This window comes from Belnapia sp. AC561 (assembly GCF_979252845.1).
In genome coordinates this window covers 212,400-233,927 of sequence record NZ_CEEDBP010000005.1, presented here as the reverse complement: position 1 = coordinate 233,927, position 21,528 = coordinate 212,400, and the positions used below count along the sequence as shown (strand labels likewise).

At 71.8% G+C, this 21,528-nt stretch carries 21 protein-coding genes and 1 pseudogene; 11 read left to right on the top strand and 11 right to left on the bottom strand.

What is annotated here, in order from left to right; translation table 11 throughout:
* The 6 genes and pseudogenes from AC0IW9_RS06600 to AC0IW9_RS06575 form a co-directional block, all read right to left on the bottom strand.
* Positions 1–450, bottom strand: a pseudogene (locus tag AC0IW9_RS06600) (hypothetical protein); the annotation flags it as partial.
* Positions 451–502: 52 nt separating this feature from the next.
* The gene (locus AC0IW9_RS06595) at positions 503–844 is read right to left on the bottom strand and encodes a hypothetical protein (protein WP_471647415.1); all 342 of its coding nucleotides are present in this window, start codon (positions 842–844) and stop codon (positions 503–505) included.
* A complete protein-coding gene (locus AC0IW9_RS06590) occupies positions 844–2,946 on the bottom strand; it encodes a hypothetical protein (protein WP_471647414.1) in 2,103 nt (700 codons plus the stop codon). Before AC0IW9_RS06590 ends, AC0IW9_RS06595 begins: the two co-directional genes overlap by 1 nt.
* Positions 2,946–5,657: a DUF4159 domain-containing protein gene (locus tag AC0IW9_RS06585; RefSeq protein ID WP_471647413.1), complete on the bottom strand. Its 2,712-nt coding sequence runs from the start codon at positions 5,655–5,657 to the stop codon at positions 2,946–2,948. Before AC0IW9_RS06585 ends, AC0IW9_RS06590 begins: the two co-directional genes overlap by 1 nt.
* Positions 5,658–5,708: 51 nt before the next feature.
* Positions 5,709–6,509, bottom strand: a complete 801-nt coding sequence (locus AC0IW9_RS06580) for a DUF58 domain-containing protein (protein WP_471647412.1) — start codon at positions 6,507–6,509, stop codon at positions 5,709–5,711.
* Between the two features lie 71 nt (positions 6,510–6,580).
* Positions 6,581–7,609 (bottom strand): AAA family ATPase, encoded by a 1,029-nt coding sequence (locus tag AC0IW9_RS06575; RefSeq protein ID WP_471647411.1) that lies wholly within the window; start codon positions 7,607–7,609, stop codon positions 6,581–6,583.
* A 210-nt stretch (positions 7,610–7,819) separates the two neighbouring features.
* On the opposite strand from AC0IW9_RS06575, the gene AC0IW9_RS06570 reads away from it, so the two are divergent.
* From AC0IW9_RS06570 to AC0IW9_RS06550, 5 genes are read left to right on the top strand one after another with little or no spacing between them, the layout of a single operon-like run.
* Positions 7,820–8,422, top strand: coding sequence for a DUF1285 domain-containing protein (locus AC0IW9_RS06570; protein WP_471647410.1), 603 nt, complete (start codon positions 7,820–7,822; stop codon positions 8,420–8,422).
* A 21-nt stretch (positions 8,423–8,443) separates the two neighbouring features.
* Complete coding sequence (locus tag AC0IW9_RS06565; RefSeq protein WP_471647409.1) at positions 8,444–9,031, top strand: CoA pyrophosphatase; 588 nt, start codon at positions 8,444–8,446, stop codon at positions 9,029–9,031.
* Between the two features lie 27 nt (positions 9,032–9,058).
* On the top strand, positions 9,059–9,310 hold the full coding sequence (locus tag AC0IW9_RS06560; protein ID WP_471647408.1) for a hypothetical protein: 252 nt from the start codon (positions 9,059–9,061) through the stop codon (positions 9,308–9,310).
* Entirely contained in the window at positions 9,307–10,518 is a 1,212-nt protein-coding gene (locus tag AC0IW9_RS06555) for a CCA tRNA nucleotidyltransferase (RefSeq protein ID WP_471647407.1), read from the top strand. Before AC0IW9_RS06560 ends, AC0IW9_RS06555 begins: the two co-directional genes overlap by 4 nt.
* 9 nt (positions 10,519–10,527) lie before the next feature.
* A complete protein-coding gene (locus AC0IW9_RS06550) occupies positions 10,528–12,294 on the top strand; it encodes an ABC transporter ATP-binding protein (RefSeq protein ID WP_471647406.1) in 1,767 nt (588 codons plus the stop codon).
* A 7-nt stretch (positions 12,295–12,301) separates the two neighbouring features.
* On the opposite strand, the gene AC0IW9_RS06545 is transcribed toward AC0IW9_RS06550, so the two are convergent.
* Entirely contained in the window at positions 12,302–13,159 is an 858-nt protein-coding gene (locus AC0IW9_RS06545) for a DMT family transporter (RefSeq protein ID WP_471647405.1), read from the bottom strand.
* Positions 13,160–13,235: 76 nt separating this feature from the next.
* Here AC0IW9_RS06545 and AC0IW9_RS06540 point away from each other — a divergent pair, with 76 nt between their 5' ends.
* Positions 13,236–13,550 (top strand): DMT family transporter, encoded by a 315-nt coding sequence (locus AC0IW9_RS06540; protein WP_471647404.1) that lies wholly within the window; start codon positions 13,236–13,238, stop codon positions 13,548–13,550.
* Positions 13,551–13,584: 34 nt separating this feature from the next.
* On the opposite strand, the gene AC0IW9_RS06535 is transcribed toward AC0IW9_RS06540, so the two are convergent.
* The gene (locus AC0IW9_RS06535) at positions 13,585–13,716 is read right to left on the bottom strand and encodes a hypothetical protein (RefSeq protein ID WP_471647403.1); all 132 of its coding nucleotides are present in this window, start codon (positions 13,714–13,716) and stop codon (positions 13,585–13,587) included.
* Between the two features lie 162 nt (positions 13,717–13,878).
* On the opposite strand from AC0IW9_RS06535, the gene sdhC reads away from it, so the two are divergent.
* From sdhC to AC0IW9_RS06510, 5 genes are all read left to right on the top strand, one after another.
* Positions 13,879–14,316, top strand: coding sequence for a succinate dehydrogenase, cytochrome b556 subunit (sdhC, locus tag AC0IW9_RS06530; RefSeq protein WP_471647402.1), 438 nt, complete (start codon positions 13,879–13,881; stop codon positions 14,314–14,316).
* An 11-nt stretch (positions 14,317–14,327) separates the two neighbouring features.
* Positions 14,328–14,729 carry a succinate dehydrogenase, hydrophobic membrane anchor protein gene (gene sdhD / locus AC0IW9_RS06525; protein WP_471647401.1) on the top strand — a complete coding sequence of 134 codons (402 nt, stop codon included), beginning with the start codon at positions 14,328–14,330 and terminating at the stop codon, positions 14,727–14,729.
* 32 nt (positions 14,730–14,761) lie between these two features.
* Positions 14,762–16,573 (top strand): succinate dehydrogenase flavoprotein subunit, encoded by a 1,812-nt coding sequence (gene sdhA, locus AC0IW9_RS06520; protein ID WP_471647400.1) that lies wholly within the window; start codon positions 14,762–14,764, stop codon positions 16,571–16,573.
* A gap of 71 nt (positions 16,574–16,644) precedes the next feature.
* Positions 16,645–17,427 carry a succinate dehydrogenase iron-sulfur subunit gene (locus AC0IW9_RS06515; protein WP_471647399.1) on the top strand — a complete coding sequence of 261 codons (783 nt, stop codon included), beginning with the start codon at positions 16,645–16,647 and terminating at the stop codon, positions 17,425–17,427.
* 39 nt (positions 17,428–17,466) lie between these two features.
* Complete coding sequence (locus AC0IW9_RS06510; protein ID WP_471647398.1) at positions 17,467–19,029, top strand: ABC transporter substrate-binding protein; 1,563 nt, start codon at positions 17,467–17,469, stop codon at positions 19,027–19,029.
* Here the strand turns inward: AC0IW9_RS06510 and AC0IW9_RS06505 are convergent, their stop codons facing one another.
* From AC0IW9_RS06505 to AC0IW9_RS06495, 3 genes are all read right to left on the bottom strand, one after another.
* The gene (locus AC0IW9_RS06505) at positions 19,030–19,368 is read right to left on the bottom strand and encodes an acyl carrier protein (RefSeq protein ID WP_471647397.1); all 339 of its coding nucleotides are present in this window, start codon (positions 19,366–19,368) and stop codon (positions 19,030–19,032) included.
* A gap of 94 nt (positions 19,369–19,462) precedes the next feature.
* Positions 19,463–20,008, bottom strand: coding sequence for a peptidoglycan-binding domain-containing protein (locus tag AC0IW9_RS06500; RefSeq protein WP_471647396.1), 546 nt, complete (start codon positions 20,006–20,008; stop codon positions 19,463–19,465).
* Between the two features lie 92 nt (positions 20,009–20,100).
* Positions 20,101–21,492, bottom strand: a complete 1,392-nt coding sequence (locus AC0IW9_RS06495; protein ID WP_471647395.1) for an amidase — start codon at positions 21,490–21,492, stop codon at positions 20,101–20,103.
* Positions 21,493–21,528: the final 36 nt, after the last annotated feature.

Sequence of the window (21,528 nt, the reverse complement as noted above, 5' to 3'; positions counted from 1 at the left end):
CCGGCTTTCGGTCCGGGCCGCCGGCTCGGCCGCCGGGGGCGGGCCGCCGTGGCCGCTGCCGGCCCGGACCGAAAGCAGGAAGAACATGATCTCGTTGCGGCCCTGGTCGACCGCGGCATCCACCGGCGTCAGGCCGAGGACGTTGCGGGACTCGATATCCGCGCCGCGGCTGACGGCTTCCCGCGCGGCGCGCAGGTCGCCGCGGTTGATGGCGTCAAACAGCGCGGCATTGGGGGCCAGGTTCTGCGTCGGGTCGGCCGGGATCGGTTCCGGCGCGCGGCGGTACTGGAGCCCGGGCAGGGCGGCCGGCGGTGGCCGTGCCGGCTCGGCGGCGGCGGGGGCGCGGGTGCCGCCACCGCCGCCGCGGAACTGTGCGGCGGCTTCCGGCACCGGCAGCAGGACGGCGGCGAGCAGGGCGAGGGGCGGGAGGACGCGGATGGTGCGGAGCATGGGCGGGAGCCTAGCCCGCCGCGCGCGCTGCGGCCAGCTTCTGCGCCCGGCCTCAGCGGCAATCGTCGCCGCGGAGGGTGTAGCTCTCCACCCGGGCTTCCCGCAGGGTGAAGGTGATGTCGCAGCGCCGCGTCAGCAGCACCGGGCCGGCCAGGGGATAGGGTGCGAAGCGGCCGAAGGGACGCCCGACATAGGGGTCGAGCTGATGCAGGACCTCGCGGCGTTCCTCGTATTGCAGGAAGCGCAGGCCGCCGGCCTCATGCGTGCGGGTCGGCACGCCGAGGGCCTCGACCAGGGCGGCCTCGCTGCTGCCGACGAGCGGGGCGAGGCGGGCCTCGATCCCCGGGCCGGTGGCGCAGCCGGCGAGCAGCAGCAGGGGGAGAAGGCGGCGCATCAGCGGCCCTCCCGCCGCCAGCCGAGGATGGCGAGGCCGAGCACCAGCGGCAGGGCCAGCCAGGGCGGCAGCAGTGGCATGGCGGCGATGCCGGTGACGGTATGGTCGCCGTTGCGGCGCAGGCCGATCCAGCCGCTGCGGGCATCGCCGCCCTGGATATCGCGGCCGGGCGCCGTGCGGCGCAACTCCGGCAGCGCCGGTTCCGCGCCGGTGCCGAGCCAGCGGGCGGCGCCGCCGGTCGCCGCCATGATGGGGGCGAGACGGCCCGGGTCGGCGCGCAGGTCGGCCACTTCCGGCGGATTGGCGGCGGCGGCGGCGGCGAAGGCAGTGCGGCGGCCATCCGAGACCTGCCAGACGCCGGGCTGGTCGGCGGGCAACCGGGCCATGGCATGGCCGCCGGCACCAGCCTCGAGCGGGCGGCGGCGGGCGGTGCCATCGGGCGCGGTGACGGTGATCTCGGGCGGCGGGCCGGGTTCGACGCTGCGCCGCTGGACGGTCATCTGGCCGGCTTCGATGCGGGCGGTCAGGTCTTCCTCCTCCAGCTCGGGTTCGCGCATCAGCCAATGCGCGGCCCGGCGCAGGAGTTCCGCCTGCGGGCCGCCGCCGTCATGGCCGCGCGACCAGAGCCAGATGTGGTCCGAGAGCAGCAGCGCGACGCGGCCGTCGCCGACCCGGTCCAGCACCATCAGCGGGGCGCCGCCGGCGGCTTCCATCACCGTCGCACCGCTGCGGGCATCGGCCCGCATGCTACGGTACCAACGGCCCCAGCTCGCCTCGGATTGCTCGTTGGGATTGGCGCCGGTGAGGCCTTCGGTGACCGGGTGGCGGGCGCCCAGCGCCGTGACGCGGGGGCGGAAGGCGCCTTCCGCCGCGGCGGACTGGCCGGCGCCGGCGACGGGGCGGGCGGGCAGCACGGCGCCGAGCGGCGTGCTGGCCAGGCTGGTCGGGCCGGCGAATTCCGGGCCGACCGAGAGCAGCAGGGCGCCGCCGCCGCGGACGTAGTCGGCGATGTTGCGGAGATAGGCGGGCGGCAGGATGCCGCGATTGGCGAAGCGATCGAAGACCACCAGGTCGAATTCCCGCAGCTTCACCTGGAACAGCTCGCGCACCGGGAAGGCGATCAGCGCCAGCTCGTTCAGCGGGGTCAGGTCGTCCTTCTCCGGCGGGCGGAGGATGGTGAAATGCACCAGGTCCACGCCGGGATCGGCCTTCAGCAGGCGGCGCCAGGTGCGCTCCCCGGCATGCGGCTCGCCGCTGACCAGCAGGACGCGGAGGCGGTCCCGCACGCCGGTGATGGTGACGACGGCGCGGTTGTTGAGCTCGGAGACCTCGCCGGGCCGGGCCTCGGCGGCGAGCTCGACCACGGTGGGGCCGCCGCGCTCGATGGGTATGGCGATGCGGTGCTCGCGGCCGACCGGCACGCTCTCGATCCGGGGCGGCGCGCCGTCGCGGCGGATGGACAGGCGGGCGGCGCCGCCACCGTTCGCGCCGAGATCGTCGATGGCGACACGCAGCTCGACCGACCGGCCGACGATGCCGAAGCCGGGCGCCTCCACGACGCGGAGCCGCCGGTCGGTCTCGCCGGGGCTGCCGGGCAGCAGGGTATGGAAGGGCGCGGCGATGGGGGCCTGGGCGGGGACGTCGTGCACCTGGCCATCGGTCAGGGCGATGACGCCGGCCAGGCGGGCGCGGGGGATCTCGGCCAGGGCGCGTTCGGTGGCGGTGAAGAGGCGGGTGCCCTGGTTGCCGCCTTCGGGCACCTCGATGGTGCGGAGCTCGAGGTCGGAGAGCCGGGCGGCGCGGGCCTCGATCGCGGCGCGGGCGGCGTCGAGCTGCGCGGTGCGGGTGCCGATGCGGGCGCTGTCGCTGCGGTCCACCACCAGCAGGGCGATGTCGGGGCGGGTTTCGCGGGTTTCCTCTACCAGCCGGGGATTGGCCAGCGCCAGCAGCAGCAGGGCGAAGACCAGCAGGCGCAGCGTGGCGCCGCGGGCGCGGCGAAGGAAGGCGGGCACCAGCGCCAGCACCGCGACGACGCCCAACGCGGTGATCAGCCAGAGCGGCAGGACCGGGGCGAAGTCGATTCCCGAAAGGGCCTGGGTCATCAGTTGCCCAGCCTTTCCAGGATGGCGGGGACATGGACCTGGTCGCCCTTGTAGTTGCCGGTGAGGGCGTACATCACGAGGTTCATCCCGAAACGATAGGCGAGCGTCCGTTGCCGCGTGCCGCCGGGGATGGCGGCGAAGGGATTCTGGCCGCGGGCATCGACCGCCCAGGCACTGGCCCAGTCATGCCCGCCGATGATGACGGGCGAGACGCTGTCGTTGGCCCGGTCCTGGTCGCGCGCCACCCAGACCTGGCCGCCGGCGAAGCGGCCGGGCAGTTCCGGCAGCAGGTAGAAGGACCGCTTGAGCACATGGTCCTCGCCGATCGGCGCCAGCGGCGGGATGGCGAGGTCGCGCGTCACCCGGCGCAGCGCGGCGCGGGCGCCGGGGGCGAAGCCCTCGCCCGAGCCCTCGTCGCGGGTATCGAACAGGATGATCCCGCCGTTGCGCATGAAGCTGTTCAGCGCGGCGACGGTCTGGGTATCCGGCTGCGGCGCCTCGCCGGTGACGACCCAGTAGAGCAGCGGGAACAGCGACAGGTCGTCGGTGCCGGGGGTGACGGCGGCGGGGTCGGCCAGGGCAGCGGCGGAGCGGCGGTTGATGAAGTCGGAGAGGCCGACGAGGCCCATGCGCTGGGTCTCGTCCAGGCCGGCATCGCCGGTGCTGACATAGGCGAGGCGGGTGGCCAGGGCCGGGTCGGCAGGTGCCTGGGCCGCGGCGGGCTGCACCACCAGCAGCAGCGCCAGGACCGCGAAGGCTGGACGCAGCAGGCCGCGCAGCCTGAGGCCGATCAGCAGGTCGGCGGCCAGCAGCAGCAGCGCGCCGGCCAGCAGCCAGGGGCCGAGGTCGCGCTCGGCCGGGACGCCGCCGATGGCCAGCATCGTGGTGCCGGCCGGCGGCGGGGGTGCCGCCCGCAGCGCCGCGATGGCGCCGCCGAGGTTCAACGCCCGGCGATAGGCCAGCGCGGCCGGATCCTGGCCCGGCGTGCCGTACCAGCCGGGCGGATGGCGTGGGGAGGGCAGGATCGTCTCGATCTGCGCCGCCGGGACCGCGGCGGCGGCGGGCGGGGCGGGGCCGAGGCGGCCGAAGCCATCCAGCGTCTCGAGCGGCGCCAGCGGCGCCTCGCCCTCCGCCCCGGCGATGCCGGCGGAGAGCGCCACGATCCGCCGCAGCATCTGCACGAAGAGGCCGGAGAGCGGCAGGTTCGACCATTCGGCATTGGCGGTGACATGGAACAGCACGACCCGCCCCTGGCCACGGGCCTCGGCGGTGACCAGCGGGGTGCCGTCGGTCAGCCGGGCCCAGGTGCGTTCGGTGAGGCGGGGGGAGGGCTCGGCCAGCACCTGGCGCTCGACGGTGACCTCGGCCGGGACGGCGAGGCCGGCGAAGGGCGAGGTTTCCGGGAAGGGGGCGAGGTGCTGCGGCTGTTCCCACGAGAGCGAGCCGCCGAGCTGGCGTTCGGCCCGCAGCGGCACCGGCAGCAGGGTATCGGCATGCTCGGCGATGCGGGGGCCGGCGAAGCGGATGAGCGTGCCGCCGCGCTCCACCCAGCGGGTGAGCTGCTCGCGTTCGGCACCTTCCGCCACCGGGCGGTCGGCCAGGGCGAGGACGGCGATGGGGCGCGCCAGCAGGCGGTCGAGCGGGCCGCGGCGCAGCTCGGTGAAGGGGCCGAGGGCGCGGTCGAGGTAGAAGAGATCGCCGATCAGCGGTGCGTCGGCACTCTCCTCGATCCCCGGCAGCAGGCCGACCGGGCGGCGGCGGAAGCGCTCGTCCAGCAGGACGGTGCTGCCGGCGCCGGTCTCGTTCTCCAGCTCCAGCCGGACCACCTGATTGCGGATCTCGATGGGGAGTTCGAGGGCGGCCTCGCCCTGGGTGGCGCCGGCGGGGATGGCGATGGCGGCGCGGGCCAGGGCACGGCCATCGCCGGTGCGGGCCAGGACGGCGGCCTCGGTCGCCACCGGCAGCGGCAGTTGCTGGAGCTTGAGGCGGAGGCGATCGGCTTCTGCCACCGGCGGCGGCAGGAGCCGCACCGCTCGCGCTTCCGTCCGCGCCAGGGTCAGCGGGCCGGCGGCGGCCAGCGCGGCCTGCAACGGGCCGGCCGATTCTGCCGCATGTTCGATGCCGTCGCTGACCAGCAGGCTGGCGAAGCCGCCCGGATTGGCGCCGCGCCAGGCCTGCAGGGCGGCCAGGGCGGCGGCGTGGTCCGGTGCCCAGGGCTTGGGACGCAGGGCGGCGAGGCGGGAGCGGAGGTCCTCGGCCGGCATCGGGCCGAGGACCCGGGGCGGCTCGGCGGTCTCGGAGGGGGCGGTGGCGAGCAGGGCGGCGCGGCGGCCCTCGCGCCCGGCGCGTTCCAGCGCGCCGGTGGCGGCAGCCATGCGGGCGGGCCAGTCGGGGCCGGCGGCCCAGCCGTCGTCGACCACCAGCAGCAGCGGGCCTTCGCCGCCGGCGCTGGCACCGGGGCCGAGCACGGGCTGGGCCAAACCGAAGATGAGCAGGGCGGCGGCCACCATCCGCAGCAGCAGCAGCCACCAGGGGGTGCGGGAGGGGGTTTCCTCGGAGACCGGGAGGTTGCGCAGCAGGCGCAGCGCGGGGAAGGCGATGCGGCGCGGCGCCGGCGGGGTGACCCGGAGCAGCCACCACAGCACCGGCAGGGCCGGCAGCGCTAGCAACAGCCAGGGGGCGGCAAAGGCGATGGGTCCGAGGCTCAGCATGGGGATCTCATGGGGCGGGCCTCTGCGTCACATCGACCATCTGGTGCCCCTTCAGTCCGGTGCGAGGGCCTGCCACAAAGCCAGCAAGGCCTGTGCCGCCGGTTGGTCGGTCCGGTGGGTCAGGAAGCCCCAGCCGGCGGCGGCGGCGATGGCGGCGACCCCGGCCCGGTGCTGCTGCAGCCTTTCGGCATAAAGGCCCCGCACCGCCTCGACCCGCGGCACCAGGACCGCGGCATCGCCGGCCCATTCGAACAGGACGCGGCCGCTATAGGCGCGGTTGCTCTCGCCCAGGGTTTCTTCCTCGGGGTCGAGCACCTGGAGGATATGGCCCCGCACCGGGCGGGCCGCCAGGGCGGCGATGGCCTGATGGATCTCCTCCAGCGGCGCCAGGAAGTCGCCGATCAGCACGGCACGGGCATGGCGGGGCAGGCTGGGGTCGTTGGGCGGCAGCGAGCGCGACTTGCTGACGGCGGTGACGGTCTCGACCAGGGAGGTGAGGCCGGCGCGGCCGGCATGGCTGCGGCCGGAGCCGCCGATCAGCCGCACCCGCTCCCCGCCGCGCAACACCAGCGAGGCGAGGGCGGCCAGCAGCAGGTCGGCGCGTTCCCGCTTGGAGGGCCGCTCCGGCGAGGCGGTCCATTCCATCGAGCGGGAGGCGTCGGACCAGAGGGCCACGGTCTGGGCCGCTTCCCATTCGGTTTCCCGGATGAAGAGGCGGTCCGACTTGGCGCTCTGCCGCCAGTCGATGCGGGTCGCGCTGTCGCCGGCCAGGAAGGGACGGAATTGCCAGAAGGAATCGCCCTGGCCGGCGCGGCGGCGGCCATGGACGCCCTGCAGGACCGTCGCGGCCACCCGGTCGGCGGCGACGACGAGGGGCGGCAGGCGGGCGCCGAGGGCTTCGGCGCGGAGGGTCCGCGCCGCGGTCAGGCGATCTGGCCCTTCAGGGTGGCGATGACATCGGCCAGCGCCACGCCATCGGCGCGGGCGGAGAAGGTCAGGGCCATGCGGTGGCGCAGCACCGGCTCGGCCAGGGCCAGCACATCCTCGACCGAGGGGGCGAGGCGGCCGTCCAGCACGGCGCGGGCGCGGGTCGCCAGCATCAGCGCCTGGGCGGCGCGCGGGCCGGGGCCCCAGGCGAGCTGGCGGCGGATGGACTCGATCGGGGAGGTTTCCGGCCGGGCGCCGCGGACCAACTTCATGATGGCATCCAGCACGCTCTCGCCGACCGGGATGCGGCGGATGAGGGCCTGGGCGGCCATCAGCTCGGCCCCGTTCAGGGCCTGGATGGGCCGGGCCTCCCGCGCGCCGGTGGTCGCCAGCAGCATGGCGCGCTCGGCGGCCTCGTCCGGGTAGCCGACCTCGACCTCCAGCAGGAAGCGGTCGAGCTGGGCCTCCGGCAGGGGGTAGGTGCCCTCCTGCTCGATCGGGTTCTGCGTCGCCAGGACATGGAACGGGCCGGGCAGCGGATGGACCTGGCCGGCGACGGCGACGCGATGTTCCTGCATGGCCTGGAGCAGGGCGGATTGGGTGCGCGGGCTGGCGCGGTTGATCTCGTCGGCCATCAGCAGCTGGCAGAAGACCGGGCCGGGCAGGAAGCGGAAGGCGCGCTTGCCGCGGCCATCCTCGCCCGGCGCTTCCTCCAGCACCTCGGAGCCGATGATATCCGCCGGCATCAAGTCCGGGGTGAATTGCACCCGCTTGGCATCAAGGCCGAGCACCGCGCCGAGGGTCTCGACCAACTTGGTCTTGCCGAGACCGGGGACGCCGACCAGCAGGGCATGGCCGCCGGAGAGCAAGGTGATGAGCGTGTGCTCGACCACCGCTTCCTGGCCGAAGATTACATTGCCGACAGAATTGCGGACCTGCCGCAGCCGATCACCAAGTTGCTCGACCTCGGCAACCATGGCCGAAGGGTCATTATTGCTCAATGCTGCGTCCGCCACTTCAATCATCCCAGGCATGATCCCTATATGGCTTTCGGCGCATCGATGACGAGATGGCTCACCGCCCATCCGCGGCGAGGCGCACCCGGCGACATTATCCGGGAAGATGTTTGGGCCAGCCTATGGCGTCGCAAGGCGTGGACAAAGCAGTGAATGACCTTCGGCAGTGAATGGACCATGGCAGATGTGCGGAATCGGCCAGGCGAAGGGGAGCGCGGCATGCAGGACGGATTGATCGGCCAGACCGCCGTGCACGGATGCGACGGGCGCGCCGGCGTGCCGGCTCGTAGCAAGGCGCGGCCGAGGCCGCAGCCGCAGGACTTCCAGATGCGGATCGACCGCAACGGCACCTGGTACTACCAGGGCAGCGCGATCAACCGGAAGGAGCTGGTCTGCCTGTTCGCCAGCGTCCTGCGACGGGAGCCCGACGGCAGCTACTGGCTGGAGACGCCGGTGGAACGCGGCCGGATCGAGGTGGAGGATGCGCCCTTCGTCGCCGTCGAGATGTGCTGGAAGCACTGCGACTGCGGCGACGGCAAGCCGAGGCAGTGCCTGAGCTTCCGCACCAACCTGGATGAGATCGTGACGGCCAATGCCGAGCATCCGATCCGCATCCATCTCTGCCCGAAGACCCGCGAGCCGCGGCCCTATATCACCGTGCGGCCGGGGCTCGAGGCGAAGATCAACCGGGCGGTCTTCTACGAGCTGGTCGCGCTGGGCGAGACCGAGATGGTGGATGGGCGCGAGATGATGGGCGTGTGGTCGGAAGGGGTCTTCTTCCCCATCGACGAGACCCGGGCCCTGGATACGGCCGCGGAGTGACCGCGGCCTGATCAGCCCCTCGTGACTCCCACCGAGATTATCGACCGGCTGCGCGACCCGGCGGCCATGGCCCTGGCCGGGCCGACCGAGGCCGATGGCGCCGAGGCGCTGCGGCCGGAACGGATGATCGCGGCGGCGGTGCTGGTGCCGATCGTGCTGCATCCGCAGCCCACCATCCTGCTGACCCTGCGCTCCTCCCGCCTTGCCGCGCATGGCGGCCAGGTGAGCTTTCCCGGTGGCCGGATCGAGGCTGGCGAGACGCCTGAGGCGGCAGCGGTGCGGGAAGCGGCGGAAGAAGTCGGGCTCGACCCTCGCCTGCCGGAGCTTCTGGGCCGGCTGCCCGAGCATGCGACCGGGACCGGCTATCGCATCATCCCCGTGGTCGGGTTGGTGCCGGCACCTCTGCTGCTCACCCCCGAACCTGGCGAGGTCGAGGAGCCCTTCGAGATCCCGCTGTCGCTGATCCTCGACCCGGAAGCGCCGATGCGGCGGCACGGCGAATGGAAGGGGCAGCGCCGGGAATTCTGGGTATGGCCGCATGAACGACACTACATCTGGGGCGCAACCGCGGCGATCCTGGTCAATCTGGCCCGGGTGCTGCGCGGCTGATCCGATGCGTCGGACCCTGGAGGTGCCTTGGCCTATCTGCTCGAATTCCTGCTGTTCCTGTCGCCCTTTGCCGTCTTCGCGCTCTGGCAGCGCTTGAATCCCGGCCGGGAGGTGGCCGGCGCCGTGGTCTGGCTGCTGCTGGCCGGGGTCGGCTGCGGCATTGCCGGGGCGGTCTGGTATGCCCGGTCGGTCCGGATCGAGGCCGGAGCGATCTATGTGCCGGCGCATGTGGGGCCGGATGGCCGGGTGGTGCCTGGGCATACGGTGCCGCCGAAGTGAGCGACGACCCGCCGGTGGCGCGGATCGCCCCGCCCGCTGTCCTGCTGCAGGGTGCGCCGGCAGCGGTGCTGGCGGCGCTGCCCGGGGCGCGGGCGGTCGGCGGCGCGGTGCGGGATGCGCTGGCGGGCCTGGCGCTGCATGACGTCGACGTGGCGGCGCCGCTGCCGCCCGAGGAGATCGCCCGGCGCCTGACGGCGGCGGGGCTGAAGGTCTTCGAGACCGGCCTGGCGCATGGCACCGTGACCGCCGTGCTGGCGCATGAGCCGGTCGAGGTGACGAGCCTGCGCCGGGATCTCGTCACCGATGGCCGCCATGCCGAGGTCGCCTGGACCGAGGATTGGCGGGAGGATGCGGCCCGGCGCGACTTCACCATCAATGCGATGTCGCTCTCGGCCGCGGGCGAGCTCTGGGATTATTTCGGCGGAAGGGCGGATCTGGCGGCCGGGAAGGTCCGATTCGTCGGCGAGCCGGCAATTCGGCTACAGGAAGATTATCTTAGGGCGCTGCGATTTTTCCGCTTCCAGGCGCGCTATGGCCGGGGCGCGCCGGATCCCGCTTCGGTGGCGGCGATCCGGGATGCGGTGCCGGGGCTGGCGCGGCTTTCGATCGAGCGGGTCTGGATGGAGCTGAAGCGGTTGCTGGCGGCACCCGACCCGGGCGCGGCGCTGGCGCTGATGGCCGAGACCGGCGTGCTGGACGCGGTGCTGCCGGAAGGGGTGGCATTGCCGCGGCTGCGGCCGGAGGTGCCGGCCGATCCGGTGCTGCGCCTCGCGGTGCTGCTGCCGCTGGCGGTGGATGCGATGGCCCTGGCGCGGCGGCTGAAGCTTTCCGGCGAGGAGGCGGAGCGGCTGCGGGTCATCCGCAGGATCGAGGGCGCGCCTCCGGCTGGCCTCGGCCTCCGCGCCTGGCGGGCCGTCGTCCGCCAGCGCTCCCGGCTGGTGGCGCCGGAGGAGCCGCTCTGGGTGGCCGAGGCGGAATGCGGCGGCGAGGGCTGGACGGCGCTGCGCGCCAGGGTGGGCGCCGAGCCGGCGGTGGAATTCCCGCTGCTGGGCCGGGATGCCATCGCGGCCGGGATCCCGCCGGGGCCGGCGATCGGCCGGTTGCTGGATGCGGTGCGGGACTGGTGGATCGGCACCGACTGTACTGCGGATCATGCGGCCTGCCTCGGCCGGCTGCGGGAATTGGCCGGCGCCAGCCCATCCGGCTAAACCCGCCGCATGGCCATCGACCCTGTCTCCTCCCGCATCCTCGTCACCCGGCTGGCGCGCGACTACCTCGCCCGGCACCGCCGCGGCATTGCGCTCGCGGTGGTCTGCACCCTGGCGCTGGCGGGGCTGACGGCGCTCTACCCCATCGTCATCCAGCAGGGCTTCGACCGCTTCTCGGCGGGCGATACCTCGATCGCCTGGCTGATCCCGCCGGTCATCATCGTCGTCACCTGCCTGAAGGCGCTGGCGCAATACGGCCAGGCGGTCGCGGTGCAGGCGGTGGTGCTGCGGGTGATCGAGGGCATCCAAGGCGACCTGTTCCAGGCGCTGACCCGGGCCGACCTCGCCAGCATGACGCGGGATGCCCCGGCCCGGCATGCCAGCCGCTTCACGGTCGATGCCTCCGCCATCCGGGAGGCGCTGACCAAGTCGATCAACGGCGCGGCGGATGTGCTGACGGTGGTGGGGCTGATCGCCTCGATGGTCTGGCTCGACTGGCAGATGTCGCTGATCGCGGCGGTGCTCTACCCCATCGCCATCGTGCCCATCCTCAAGCTCGGCAAGCGCATCCGCCGCGCCTCGGGCGGCATGCAGGAACGGATGGGCCAGACCGCGGCCGAGCTGACCGAGAGCTTCGGCGCGGCGCGGGTCGTGCGCGCCTATCGGCTGGAGGCGCAGGAGGAAGCCCGCGCCGGGCGGACCTTCGCGCAATTGCGGGAGGCGCTTTTCGGCATCGCCCGGACGCGGGCCAGCCTCGACCCGATGCTGGAGGCGCTGGGCGGCATCGCCGTCGCCGGGGTGCTTGCCTTCGTCGGCTGGCGGGTGGCGCAGGGGCAGGGGACGGTCGGCGAGTTCACCGGCTTCGTCGCGGCGCTGCTGATCGCCTCCCGCCCGGTGCGGGCGCTGGGCTCGCTGAACGCCGCCCTGCAGGAGGGGCTGGCCGGGCTGTCGCGGGTCTTCGCGGTGATGGATACGCCGCGGCGGGTGCTGGATGCGCCGGGGGCGCAGCTGCTGCCGGCCGGGCGGGGCCGCGTCGAATTCGCCGATGTCGGCTTCCACTACGAGGGGACTGCCGAGGCGGCGCTGGAAGGGCTCAGCTTCACCGCCGAGCCGGGCGAGACGGTGGCGCTGGTCGGGCCCTCCGGGGCGGGCAAGTCCACGGCGCTGGCGCTGGTGCCGCGGCTGCACGACGCGACCGCGGGCGCGGTGCGGATGGATGGCGCCGACCTGCGCGGCGTGACCCTCGCCAGCCTGCGCGATGCCATCGCCTATGTCGGCCAGGATGCGGTGATGTTCGACGACACCGTCTTCGCCAATATCGCCTGCGGCCGGCCGGGCGCGACTCAGGCGCAGGTCGAGGATGCGGCGCGGGCGGCGGCCGCGCATGACTTCATCGCCGCGCTGCCGCAGGGCTATGCGACGCCGCTCGGCCCGGCCGGCGGGCGGCTTTCCGGCGGGCAGAAGCAGCGGGTGGCGCTGGCCCGGGCGCTGCTGCGGGACCCCCGGGTGCTGCTACTGGACGAGGCGACGAGCGCGCTGGATGCCGAGAACGAGGCGCTGGTCCAGGCCGCGCTGGCCCGGCTGCGGCAGGGACGGACCACCCTGGTTATTGCCCATCGGCTGGCGACGGTCCGGGATGCCGACCGGATCGTAGTGATGCAGGCCGGCCGCGCGGTGGAACAGGGGACCCATGCGGCGCTGATGGCCCAGGATGGCCTCTATGCCCGGCTGGTCCGGACCCAGTTCGGCACGCCCGAGCCGCAACCCGCGGCGTGAGGCGGCCCTATCCGGCGGGTCTTGCCGGGCGCAGCAGCAGCCCGCCGAGGGCGATGAGCAGGGCGCCGGCCAGGGCCTCCAGCGGCGGCAGCCGGGCAAACAGGATGGCGTCCATCGCCAGGGCGAAGACCAGCCGGGAATAGTGCCAGGGGGCGATGGCCGAGACCTCCGCCCGCTGCACCGCGGCCGAGAGCGCGGCCAGGGCCGCCGTCTGCACCGCGGTGAAGACCAGCACCAGCGCCAGCACCGGCCAGGAGGGCCAGCGCCAGACCACCAGCGCGGGCAGCGCCAGCAGCACCACGCCGGCGAGGGCCCCCTGGACCAGGGCGTCGTTGGCATCCGCCACGCCGCGCAGCCGGCGGACCAGGACCTGATAGAGCGCATAGGAGAGCGCCGCGGCGATCGGCACCAGGGAGGGCCAGCCAAACAGGCTGCCGCCCGGCCGCAGCATCACCAGCATGCCGGCGAAGCCCAGACCGACTGCCAGCCAGCGCCGCGGCGGGACCGCCTCCCGCAGCAGCAGGGCGCCGCAGGCGGTGAGGATGATGGGGCCGGAAAAGCCCAGCGCCGAGGCCTCCGTCACCGGCAGCAGCGCATAGCCGAAGACGCTGATGGTGGTGGAGGCGATCAGCGCCAGGGCGGCCAGGCGCTGGTCCCAGGCGCGGGGTGGGGCCGCGGCATGGGCCCAGGCGGCGGCCGGGGCCGGCAGGCGCCACGAAAGGCCGGCGGCGGCGGCGAGCACCAGGGCGCTGCGGAGGAAGGTGATTTCCAGCGGATCGAGCTCGGCGGCCAGCAACTTCGCCAGGGCATAGCCGATGGCATAGAGCAGGTTGCAGAGCAGGGCGAAGAGAATGGCGGTGGTCATGAGCCCTGCGATGCGCTTCCTGTGGAGACCAGGGCGCGCCGGCCGGGGGCGCCTGTCAAGCCGGGGTACGAATGATATGGCATGGGTCTGGCTGGCGATCGCCGGCAGCCTGGAGATCGTCTGGGCGGTGCTGCTGAAATACACCGAGGGCTTCACCCGGATCTGGCCCAGCCTGGCGACGGTTTCCGCCATGGCGGTCAGCTTCTACTGCATGTCCCGGGCGCTGCAGTTGCTGCCGATGGGCACGGTCTATGCGATCTGGGTCGGCATCGGCGCGGCCGGCACCGCCATCTGGGGCATGGCGGTGGAAGGCGATCCGGCGACCGGGGCGCGCATCCTCTGCCTGTCCCTGATCCTGGCCGGAGTCGCGGGCCTGAAGCTTTCAAGCTAGGCCGGGCGGGGAACCCTGGGGGGTCTGACGTCGCTCACCTGAGGCCTTTCCAGATTGCGATGGCCGCCGCGCTGGCGACCAGAAGCTTGTACAGAAAGTCGGCAACAGGCTGCAGGCGCTGCGCCAGCGGCCGGCGGGGCGGGTCGGAGGAGGGTGAATCGGCCATGAGAAAAGGATAACATTCCTAGTCTCCGGCATGCGAGTCTTCCTTCGGCGACCCCGTGCAATTGACGCTATGCCGCAGGGCACAATAAAAACCCCCGCAGACGAGGCGCGCTGCAGCCGAAGCGGCGCCCGCACCCCCGGAGTGGATCACCCTATGTCCATCATGAAGGACAATCGCGAGGCGACCATGGCCGGCCGCCGGTCGGATGGCTCGGCCGTGAAACGGCCGCTTTCCCCGCACCTGCAAGTCTACGACATGATGCAGCTGACCAGCGCCCTGTCGATCGCGGGGCGCATCACCGGCGTCGCCTGGTCCTTCGGCGTGGTGCTGCTGGTCTGGTGGCTGGTCGCCGCCGCCGCCGGGCCGGAAGCCTTTGCCCGGGTGCAGTGGTTCATGTCGTCCTGGCTCGGCCTGCTGGGCCTGTTCGGGCTGACCGCGGCGGCCTGGTACCATACGCTGAACGGCCTCCGCCACCTCGGCTGGGACGCGGGCTATGGCTACGACATCCCGACCACCTACCGGACCGGCCGGATGGTGCTGATCGGCACGGCCGTGGCGACGGTGCTCACCTGGCTCATCGCCATCATCTCCTGGGGCTGAGGAACGACATCATGGCCTCCAACGAACATACCGGCGAAGCGACGCTGCGGTCCCCGCTCGGCCGGGTCCGCGGCCTGGGCTCCGCCAAGGGCGGCACGCATCACTGGTGGATGCAGCGCGTCACCTCGATATCGCTGCTGCCGCTGACCATCTGGTTCGCGCTCTCCGCCGCCTCCCTGGCCGGGGAGTCCTACATCGACACCCTGGCCTGGATCGGCCGGCCCTGGAACGCGGTGCTGCTGCTGGCGACCATCGGCCTGACCTTCCACCACATGGCCGCCGGCCTGCAGGTGATCGTGGAAGATTATGCGAACAAGGAATGGGCCAAGATGGGTGGCATTCTCGCAATCAAGGCCATCTGTGTGGTGCTGGCGCTCGCCTCGGCGCTCGCGGTCCTCAAGATCGCGGTCTGACGGGTGCCCCTGGATATGAACGGATCGATGCGATGAATGCGATCACCATGCCGTCCCGCGGTGCCTACCGGATCGTGGATCATACCTATGACGTCGTCGTCGTCGGCGCCGGCGGGGCCGGGCTGCGCGCCACCTTCGGGATGGGCGCCTCCGGCCTGAAGACGGCCTGCATCACCAAGGTCTTCCCGACCCGGTCGCATACCGTCGCGGCCCAGGGCGGCGTCGGCGCCGCGCTCGGCAACATGGGCGAGGATGACTGGCGCTGGCACATGTACGACACCGTGAAGGGGTCGGACTGGCTGGGCGACCAGGACGCCATCGAATACATGTGCCGCGAAGCGATCCCGGCGATCATCGAGCTGGAGCACTACGGCGTGCCCTTCAGCCGCACCGAGGACGGCCGCATCTACCAGCGGCCCTTCGGCGGCCACATGCAGGACTACGGCAAGACCCCGGCCATGCGCGCCTGCGCCGCGGCCGACCGTACCGGCCATGCCATCCTGCACACGCTCTTTCAGCAGTCGCTTAAGCACAACTGCGAATTCTTCGTCGAGTACATCGCCCTCGACCTCATCATGGATGAGGAAGGCGTCTGCCGCGGCGTCACCGCCTGGTGCCTCGAGGATGGCTCGATCCATCGCTTCCGCGCGCAGTCCGTGGTGCTGGCGACCGGCGGCTATGGCCGGGCCTATTTCTCCTGCACCTCGGCCCATACCTGCACCGGCGATGGTGGCGGCATGGTGCTGCGCGCCGGCCTGCCGCTGCAGGACAACGAGTTCGTGCAGTTCCACCCGACCGGCATCTATGGCTCCGGCTGCCTGGTGACGGAGGGTGCCCGCGGTGAGGGCGGCTACCTGACGAATTCCGAGGGTGAGCGCTTCATGGAGCGCTATGCCCCGACCGCGAAGGACCTCGCCTCGCGCGACGTCGTCTCCCGCGCGATGAGCATGGAGATCCGCGAGGGCCGGGGCGTCGGGCCGCAGAAGGACCATATCCACCTGCACCTGGAACACCTTGGCGCCGACCTGCTGCATGAGCGGCTGCCGGGCATTTCCGAGACGGCGAAGATCTTCGCCGGCGTGGACGTGACCAAGGAGCCGATCCCGATGTTGCCCACCGTCCATTACAACATGGGCGGCATCCCGACGAACATCCACACCGAGGTGCTGCACCCGACGGCGCAGGACCAGGACCGCACGGTCCAGGGGCTGATGGCGGTGGGCGAGGCGGCCTGCGTCTCGGTGCATGGCGCCAACCGGCTCGGCACCAACTCGCTGCTCGACCTGGTCGTCTTCGGCCGCGCCGCGGCGCATCGGGCGGCGGAGACGCTGAAGCCCGGTGCCTCGCAGCCGCCGCTGCCGGCCGGCGCCGGGGAGAAGTCGCTGGACCGCTTCGACCGCGTCCGCAACGCCAAGGGCAGCACCTCTGTCGCCGACCTGCGTGGCAACATGCAGCGCACAATGCAGACCCATGCCGCGGTGTTCCGCACCTCGGACCTGCTGCGCGAGGGTGTGGAGAAGATGAAGAAGGTGCAGGCCGGCTACGGCGATATCCGTATCGCCGACCGCAGCCTGATCTGGAACAGCGACCTGGTCGAGGCGCTGGAACTGGACAACCTCATCGGCAATGCCATCACCACCATCGTCGGCGCCGATGCCCGGCATGAGAGCCGTGGCGCGCATAGCCACGAGGATCATCCGGAGCGCGACGACCAGAACTGGATGAAGCACACGCTGGCCTGGGTCGGCGAGAATGGCGACGTCAAGCTCGACTACCGCGACGTGAAGATGCGGACCCTGACGAACGAGGTCCAGGTCTTCCCGCCCAAGGCGCGCGTGTATTAGCCGCGGCTTTCGTCCGAACGAGAATGTTGTCTTAGCGCGGGCCCGACCGGGCCCGCTTGGGGAAGCCGCAGATGGCCACCTTCACGCTACCGAAGAATTCCACCATCCAGCCGGGCAAGACCTTCAAGGCCGAAGCCGGCGCGACCAACGTCAAATCCTTCAAGATCTACCGCTGGGATCCGGATAGCGGCGAGAATCCGCGGACGGATACCTATGAGATCGATCTCGACAAGTGCGGGCCGATGGTCCTCGACGCGCTCATCAAGATCAAGAATGAGGTCGACACCACGCTGACCTTCCGGCGGTCCTGCCGCGAGGGCATCTGCGGCTCCTGCTCGATGAACATCGACGGGCTGAATACCCTGGCCTGCCTCAAGCCGATCGAGGATTCGGTCGGTTCGGTGAAGATCCATCCGCTGCCGCACCTGCCGGTGGTGAAGGACCTCGTGCCCGACCTGTCGCAGCTCTATGCCCAGCTCCGCAGCGTCGAGCCCTGGCTGAAGTCCGAGACGCCGCCGCCGCCGGATGCCGAGCGCCGGCAGTCGAAGGAGGAACGGGCGCAGCTCGACGGCCTCTGGGAATGCATCCTCTGCTTCTGCTGCTCCACCGCCTGCCCCTCCTACTGGTGGAACGGCGATCGCTACCTCGGGCCGGCGGTGCTGCTGCAAGCCTATCGCTGGATCGCCGATAGCCGCGACGAGGCGACCGGCGAGCGGCTGGACAACCTCGAGGATCCGTTCCGGCTGTATCGCTGCCACACCATCATGAATTGCTCGCGCACCTGCCCGAAGGGCCTCAACCCGGCGGCGGCGATCGGCAAGATCAAGCAGATGATGGTCGAGCGCCAATCCTGAAGTGATGTAGGCTCCCGGGCAAAAGCCCGGGAGCGTTCAATGTTGCGAAAGACCATGCTGGCGGCCTGCGTCCTCTGGGCGCCGGCCGTTGCCGCCCAAACGCTGACCCTCGGCAATGCCGCCGTGGTCACCACCATCGATCCGCACTACCACAACCTCGGCCCCAACAATGCGCTGGGGATGCATATCTTCGACCGGCTGGTGGACCGGGACGGGGTGGCGCGGCCTTATGCCTCGCTGGCCGAGAGCTATAGGGCGATCAGCGATACTCTCTGGGAATTCAAGCTGCGCCGGGGCGTCACCTGGCACGACGGCAAGCCCTTCACCGCGGACGACGTCGTCTTCACCTTCGGCCGAGTGCCGGATGTGCCCAATAGCCCCGGCGGCTTCGGCGGCTTCCTGCGGTCCATCGAGCGAAATGAAGTCGTCGATAGCCATACAATCCGTATCCATACCCGCCAGCCGCATCCGCTGCTGCCGCTCGACCTCGCCTCGGTCAGCATCATCGCCCGGCATGCGGCGGAAGGCGCCTCGACCGAGGAGTTCAACGGTGGCCGCGCCGGTATCGGCACCGGCCCCTATCGCCTCGCCGCCTGGCGGTCAGGCGACCGGGTCGAGCTGGTGCGGAACGAGAATTACTGGGGGCCGAAGGAGCCCTGGGCGCGGGTCAATGTCCGCTTCCTGCTGAACGACGGCGCGCGGACAGCGGCGCTGCTGGCCGGCGACGTCGACCTGATCGAGCAGATCCCGACCAGCGACCTGGCGCGGCTGCGGCGCGACCCGAAGCTGGTGGTGACCGATATCCCGAGCGTGCGGACGGTCTTCCTCTCGCCGGACTACTCGCGCCCGGGACCCTCGCCGCTGGTCACCGACAATGCCGGCGCGCCGCTGCCGCAGAATCCCTTCCTCGACGTGCGGGTGCGGCGTGCGCTGTCGATGGCGATCAACCGCGATGCCTTGGTGGAGCGGGTGATGGAGGGCGCGGCCGAGGCCACCGCCCAATGGCTGCCGCGCGGCGCCTTCGGCTTCAACCCCGAGGTGAAGCCGGCCGGTTTCGACCCGGAGGGCGCGAAGCGGCTGCTGACCGAGGCCGGCTTCCCCGAGGGCTTCCGCCTGACCCTGGCGACCCCGAACGACCGCTGGCCGAACGACAGCCGGTTGTCCCAGGCGGTGGCGCAGATGTGGACGCGGATCGGCGTGCGGACGCAGGTCGATGCCATGCCCTTCGCCGCCTTCGTGCCGCGCCGCTCGCGCCAGGATCATGCGATGCAACTGGGTGCCTGGGGCAGCTCGAGCGGGGAGGGATCGAATTATCTCCTGGCGATCGTCTCGACCTACGACCGGCAGAAGCTGACCGGGGCCTCCAACATGACGCGGCATTCGGACCCGCGCTTCGATGCGCTGCTGGTCCGCGGCGCGTCGACGATGGATGATGCGGCGCGCGAGGCGGTCTGGCGGGAGGCGGTGGCGCTCTATGCCACGGAGGTGCCGATGATCCAGCTCGTGCAATACGTGAATACCTGGGCGCATCGGCGCGGCCTGACGCATGAGCCGCGGATGGATGAGCGCACCATCGCCATGGGCGTGCGTCCGGCGCCCTGATCAGGCCATGCCGGGATTGGCGGCACGGCACTGCGTCTCGAAACCATCCGAGATGAATTCCGGCCGCTTGTAGAGGCCCTTCAGCCAACTTGCGAGCATGCAGAGCTCCTCCAGCCGCAGGACCTCGTCGAGGGTGCCTGCGGGAAAGCGGATCTCGAAGCTCTGGTCGATGAAGCCGAGGACTTCCTCGACCTGTTCCATGCCGAGGCCGAGCTCGTTTTCCAACGCCGCGTGGCGGGTGAGCTTGGCCTCGTCGATGCCGTATTCGTCGCGGATGACCTTCACGATCCAGCGGAACATGGTCATCCAGTTCTTCACGTCATCGGTCGGTCTGGACATGCCTCGATCGATACCCGCTGGCCTGTGGGCGCGGCCCTGACCGCAGCCCGCAGACCATAAGCGGGGAATGGCGAAGAAAGCGTTGATAACGGCCTTAGCGGACGGGCGCCGCCAGGTTGTTGGGATCGAGGCCGAGGGCGGCGGCGGTCGCCGGATTGACCTGCCCGGTCGCTTGCAGGCCGCGACCCTGCTGGAAGCGCTCGATGGCGGACTGCGTCCCGGCGCCCCAGGCGCCATCGACCGCGCCGCGATAGAAATTCATCGCCCGCAGCCTTCCCTGGATGTTGCGGACGGCGGCCGGGCTCAGCGGATCCGTCGCCAGCGCCGCCGGCGTGCCAGAGGCGGGACCGGCGGTCGGGCCGGCGGCGAGCAGCTCGGAGGGGCCGAGGCCAAGGGTTGCCGCCGTCGCCTGGTTGAGCTGGCCGGAGACCTGCAGGCCGCGGCTCTGCTGGAAGCGCTCCAGCGCCGCCTGGCTATCCGGGCCCCAGACACCGTCGGGACGGCCGGCGTAATTGCCCGCCTGGCGCAGGCGTTCCTGCACCTGGGTCACCGCGGCCGGGGCCAGCGGCTGGGTATAGAGCAGGGACGGCGCCTGCTGTGCCGAAGCCCCGCCCGCCGCCAGCAAGCCCGCAAGAATCAACCCGTGGTACCGCATCGCCTACGCTCCCCTTCTCTCGGAAGCGCAACACCGCAGGACCGATCCGGTTGCCGTTCTGGTTACCGCGCGGCCATTTACGCCACGACCGGTGCAACGGCGCCGAGCATCCAGCGGGCGAGGCCCGTCATCCGCGCATCTTGGTGCATCTGGCCCATGAGCTGCACGCCGACCGGCAGGCCGCCGACCGCCAGCAAGGGCATGGTCACCGCCGGGGCGAAGAGCATGGAGGAGGGGATGTTGAAGACCGCATCCCCGGTCGGGCGCGGCACCAGCGGCTGGCCGGGGAGATCGCCGGCCCAGGCCGGGGCCGGGCCGGGGCAGGCGAGGCTGATGACGGCATCGGCCAGCGGAGCGATGCAGGCGAAGCGGGCCTGGGCCTCCTCCCGCCGGGCCAGGGCGGCGGCATAGTCGGCCGGACGCATGGCCTCGGCCTTGGCGAGGCCGGCCTGGCCGCGGGCGCTGATCCCCTCCGGATTCTGGTCGAGCAGGGCGCGCTGGCCCCAGCGATTTTCCCAGCCGGTGATGGCGCCGGCGATGGCGCGGCCCTCGGCGATGCCCTGCTCGAAGGCTTCGATCAGCGGATGGTCGCGCCGGGTGAGGATGCTGATGCCGGCGGCGCGCAGGCTTTCAAGCAAGGTCTCGAAGGCGGTGCGGCTGGCGGCGTCCAGGATCGGCCAGCCTTCGGATTCCATGAGGATGAGGCGTTCCGGCTTCACCGCGGCCGGCGGCGTGGCGGGGCCCATCAGCCCGGGCCCGCCGCGGTCGCCGCCGCAGCGGGCGGCGATCTCGATGGCGGTCTGCCACATGTCCTCGATGCAGCCGGCATGGACGCCATGGGTGCTCTGGCTGGTCGCCTGCCGCTCGCCACGGTTGATCCCGCCCTGGGTCGGCTTCAGCGCGACATTGCCGCAATAGGCCGCCGGTCGGATGATGGAACCGCCGACCTGGGTGCCGATGGCCGCCGGCACCATCCGCGCACCCACCGCAGCGGCCGAGCCCGAGGAGGAGCCGCCGGGCGTATGGCCGGCATCGAAGGGATTGGTGGTCGGGCCGGGATGGGTGCCGCCGAGCTCCGTGGTGACGGTCTTGCCCAGCACCACCGCGCCGGCCTGGCGCAGCGCCCAGATGGCCGCATTGTCGCGCTTGGGGAAATTGCCCTGGTACCCGGCGCAGCCCATCTGCGTCGGCATGTCGCGGGTTTCCAGCAGGTCCTTGATGCCGATCGGCATGCCGTCGATCGGCGAGAGCGGCCGGCCCTCGCGCCAGCGGGCGGTGCTGGCATCGGCGGCGGCGCGGGCGCCGGACTCGTTGCGGACCACCCAGGCCTGCACCACCGGCTCCCGCGCGGCAATGGTCTCGAGGCAGCGTTCCAGATAGGCGCGGGGGGTATCCCGGCCGGTGGCGAAACCCGGGGTGGCGTCATGCCAGCGCAGCGCCTCGAATTCCCGTGGCGAATAGCCTCCCATCGCGCATCTCCCTGACTGTCGCCGCAGGATCGGGCG

Excerpts from the sequence above, each read along its gene's own strand:
- AC0IW9_RS06575 (WP_471647411.1), bottom strand. The coding sequence starts at position 7,609 with ATGATTGAAGTGGCGGACGCAGCATTGAGCAATAATGACCCTTCGGCC.
- AC0IW9_RS06570 (WP_471647410.1), top strand. The coding sequence starts at position 7,820 with ATGCAGGACGGATTGATCGGCCAGACCGCCGTGCACGGATGCGACGGG.
- AC0IW9_RS06540 (WP_471647404.1), top strand. The coding sequence starts at position 13,236 with ATGGCATGGGTCTGGCTGGCGATCGCCGGCAGCCTGGAGATCGTCTGG.
- AC0IW9_RS06545 (WP_471647405.1), bottom strand. The coding sequence starts at position 13,159 with ATGACCACCGCCATTCTCTTCGCCCTGCTCTGCAACCTGCTCTATGCC.
- sdhD (WP_471647401.1), top strand. The coding sequence starts at position 14,328 with ATGGCCTCCAACGAACATACCGGCGAAGCGACGCTGCGGTCCCCGCTC.
- sdhC (WP_471647402.1), top strand. The coding sequence starts at position 13,879 with ATGAAGGACAATCGCGAGGCGACCATGGCCGGCCGCCGGTCGGATGGC.
- AC0IW9_RS06595 (WP_471647415.1), bottom strand. The coding sequence starts at position 844 with ATGCGCCGCCTTCTCCCCCTGCTGCTGCTCGCCGGCTGCGCCACCGGC.
- AC0IW9_RS06585 (WP_471647413.1), bottom strand. The coding sequence starts at position 5,657 with ATGCTGAGCCTCGGACCCATCGCCTTTGCCGCCCCCTGGCTGTTGCTA.
- AC0IW9_RS06495 (WP_471647395.1), bottom strand. The coding sequence starts at position 21,492 with ATGGGAGGCTATTCGCCACGGGAATTCGAGGCGCTGCGCTGGCATGAC.
- AC0IW9_RS06550 (WP_471647406.1), top strand. The coding sequence starts at position 10,528 with ATGGCCATCGACCCTGTCTCCTCCCGCATCCTCGTCACCCGGCTGGCG.
- AC0IW9_RS06515 (WP_471647399.1), top strand. The coding sequence starts at position 16,645 with ATGGCCACCTTCACGCTACCGAAGAATTCCACCATCCAGCCGGGCAAG.
- AC0IW9_RS06590 (WP_471647414.1), bottom strand. The coding sequence starts at position 2,946 with ATGACCCAGGCCCTTTCGGGAATCGACTTCGCCCCGGTCCTGCCGCTC.
- AC0IW9_RS06505 (WP_471647397.1), bottom strand. The coding sequence starts at position 19,368 with ATGTCCAGACCGACCGATGACGTGAAGAACTGGATGACCATGTTCCGC.
- AC0IW9_RS06535 (WP_471647403.1), bottom strand. The coding sequence starts at position 13,716 with ATGGCCGATTCACCCTCCTCCGACCCGCCCCGCCGGCCGCTGGCGCAG.
- sdhA (WP_471647400.1), top strand. The coding sequence starts at position 14,762 with ATGAATGCGATCACCATGCCGTCCCGCGGTGCCTACCGGATCGTGGAT.
- AC0IW9_RS06510 (WP_471647398.1), top strand. The coding sequence starts at position 17,467 with ATGTTGCGAAAGACCATGCTGGCGGCCTGCGTCCTCTGGGCGCCGGCC.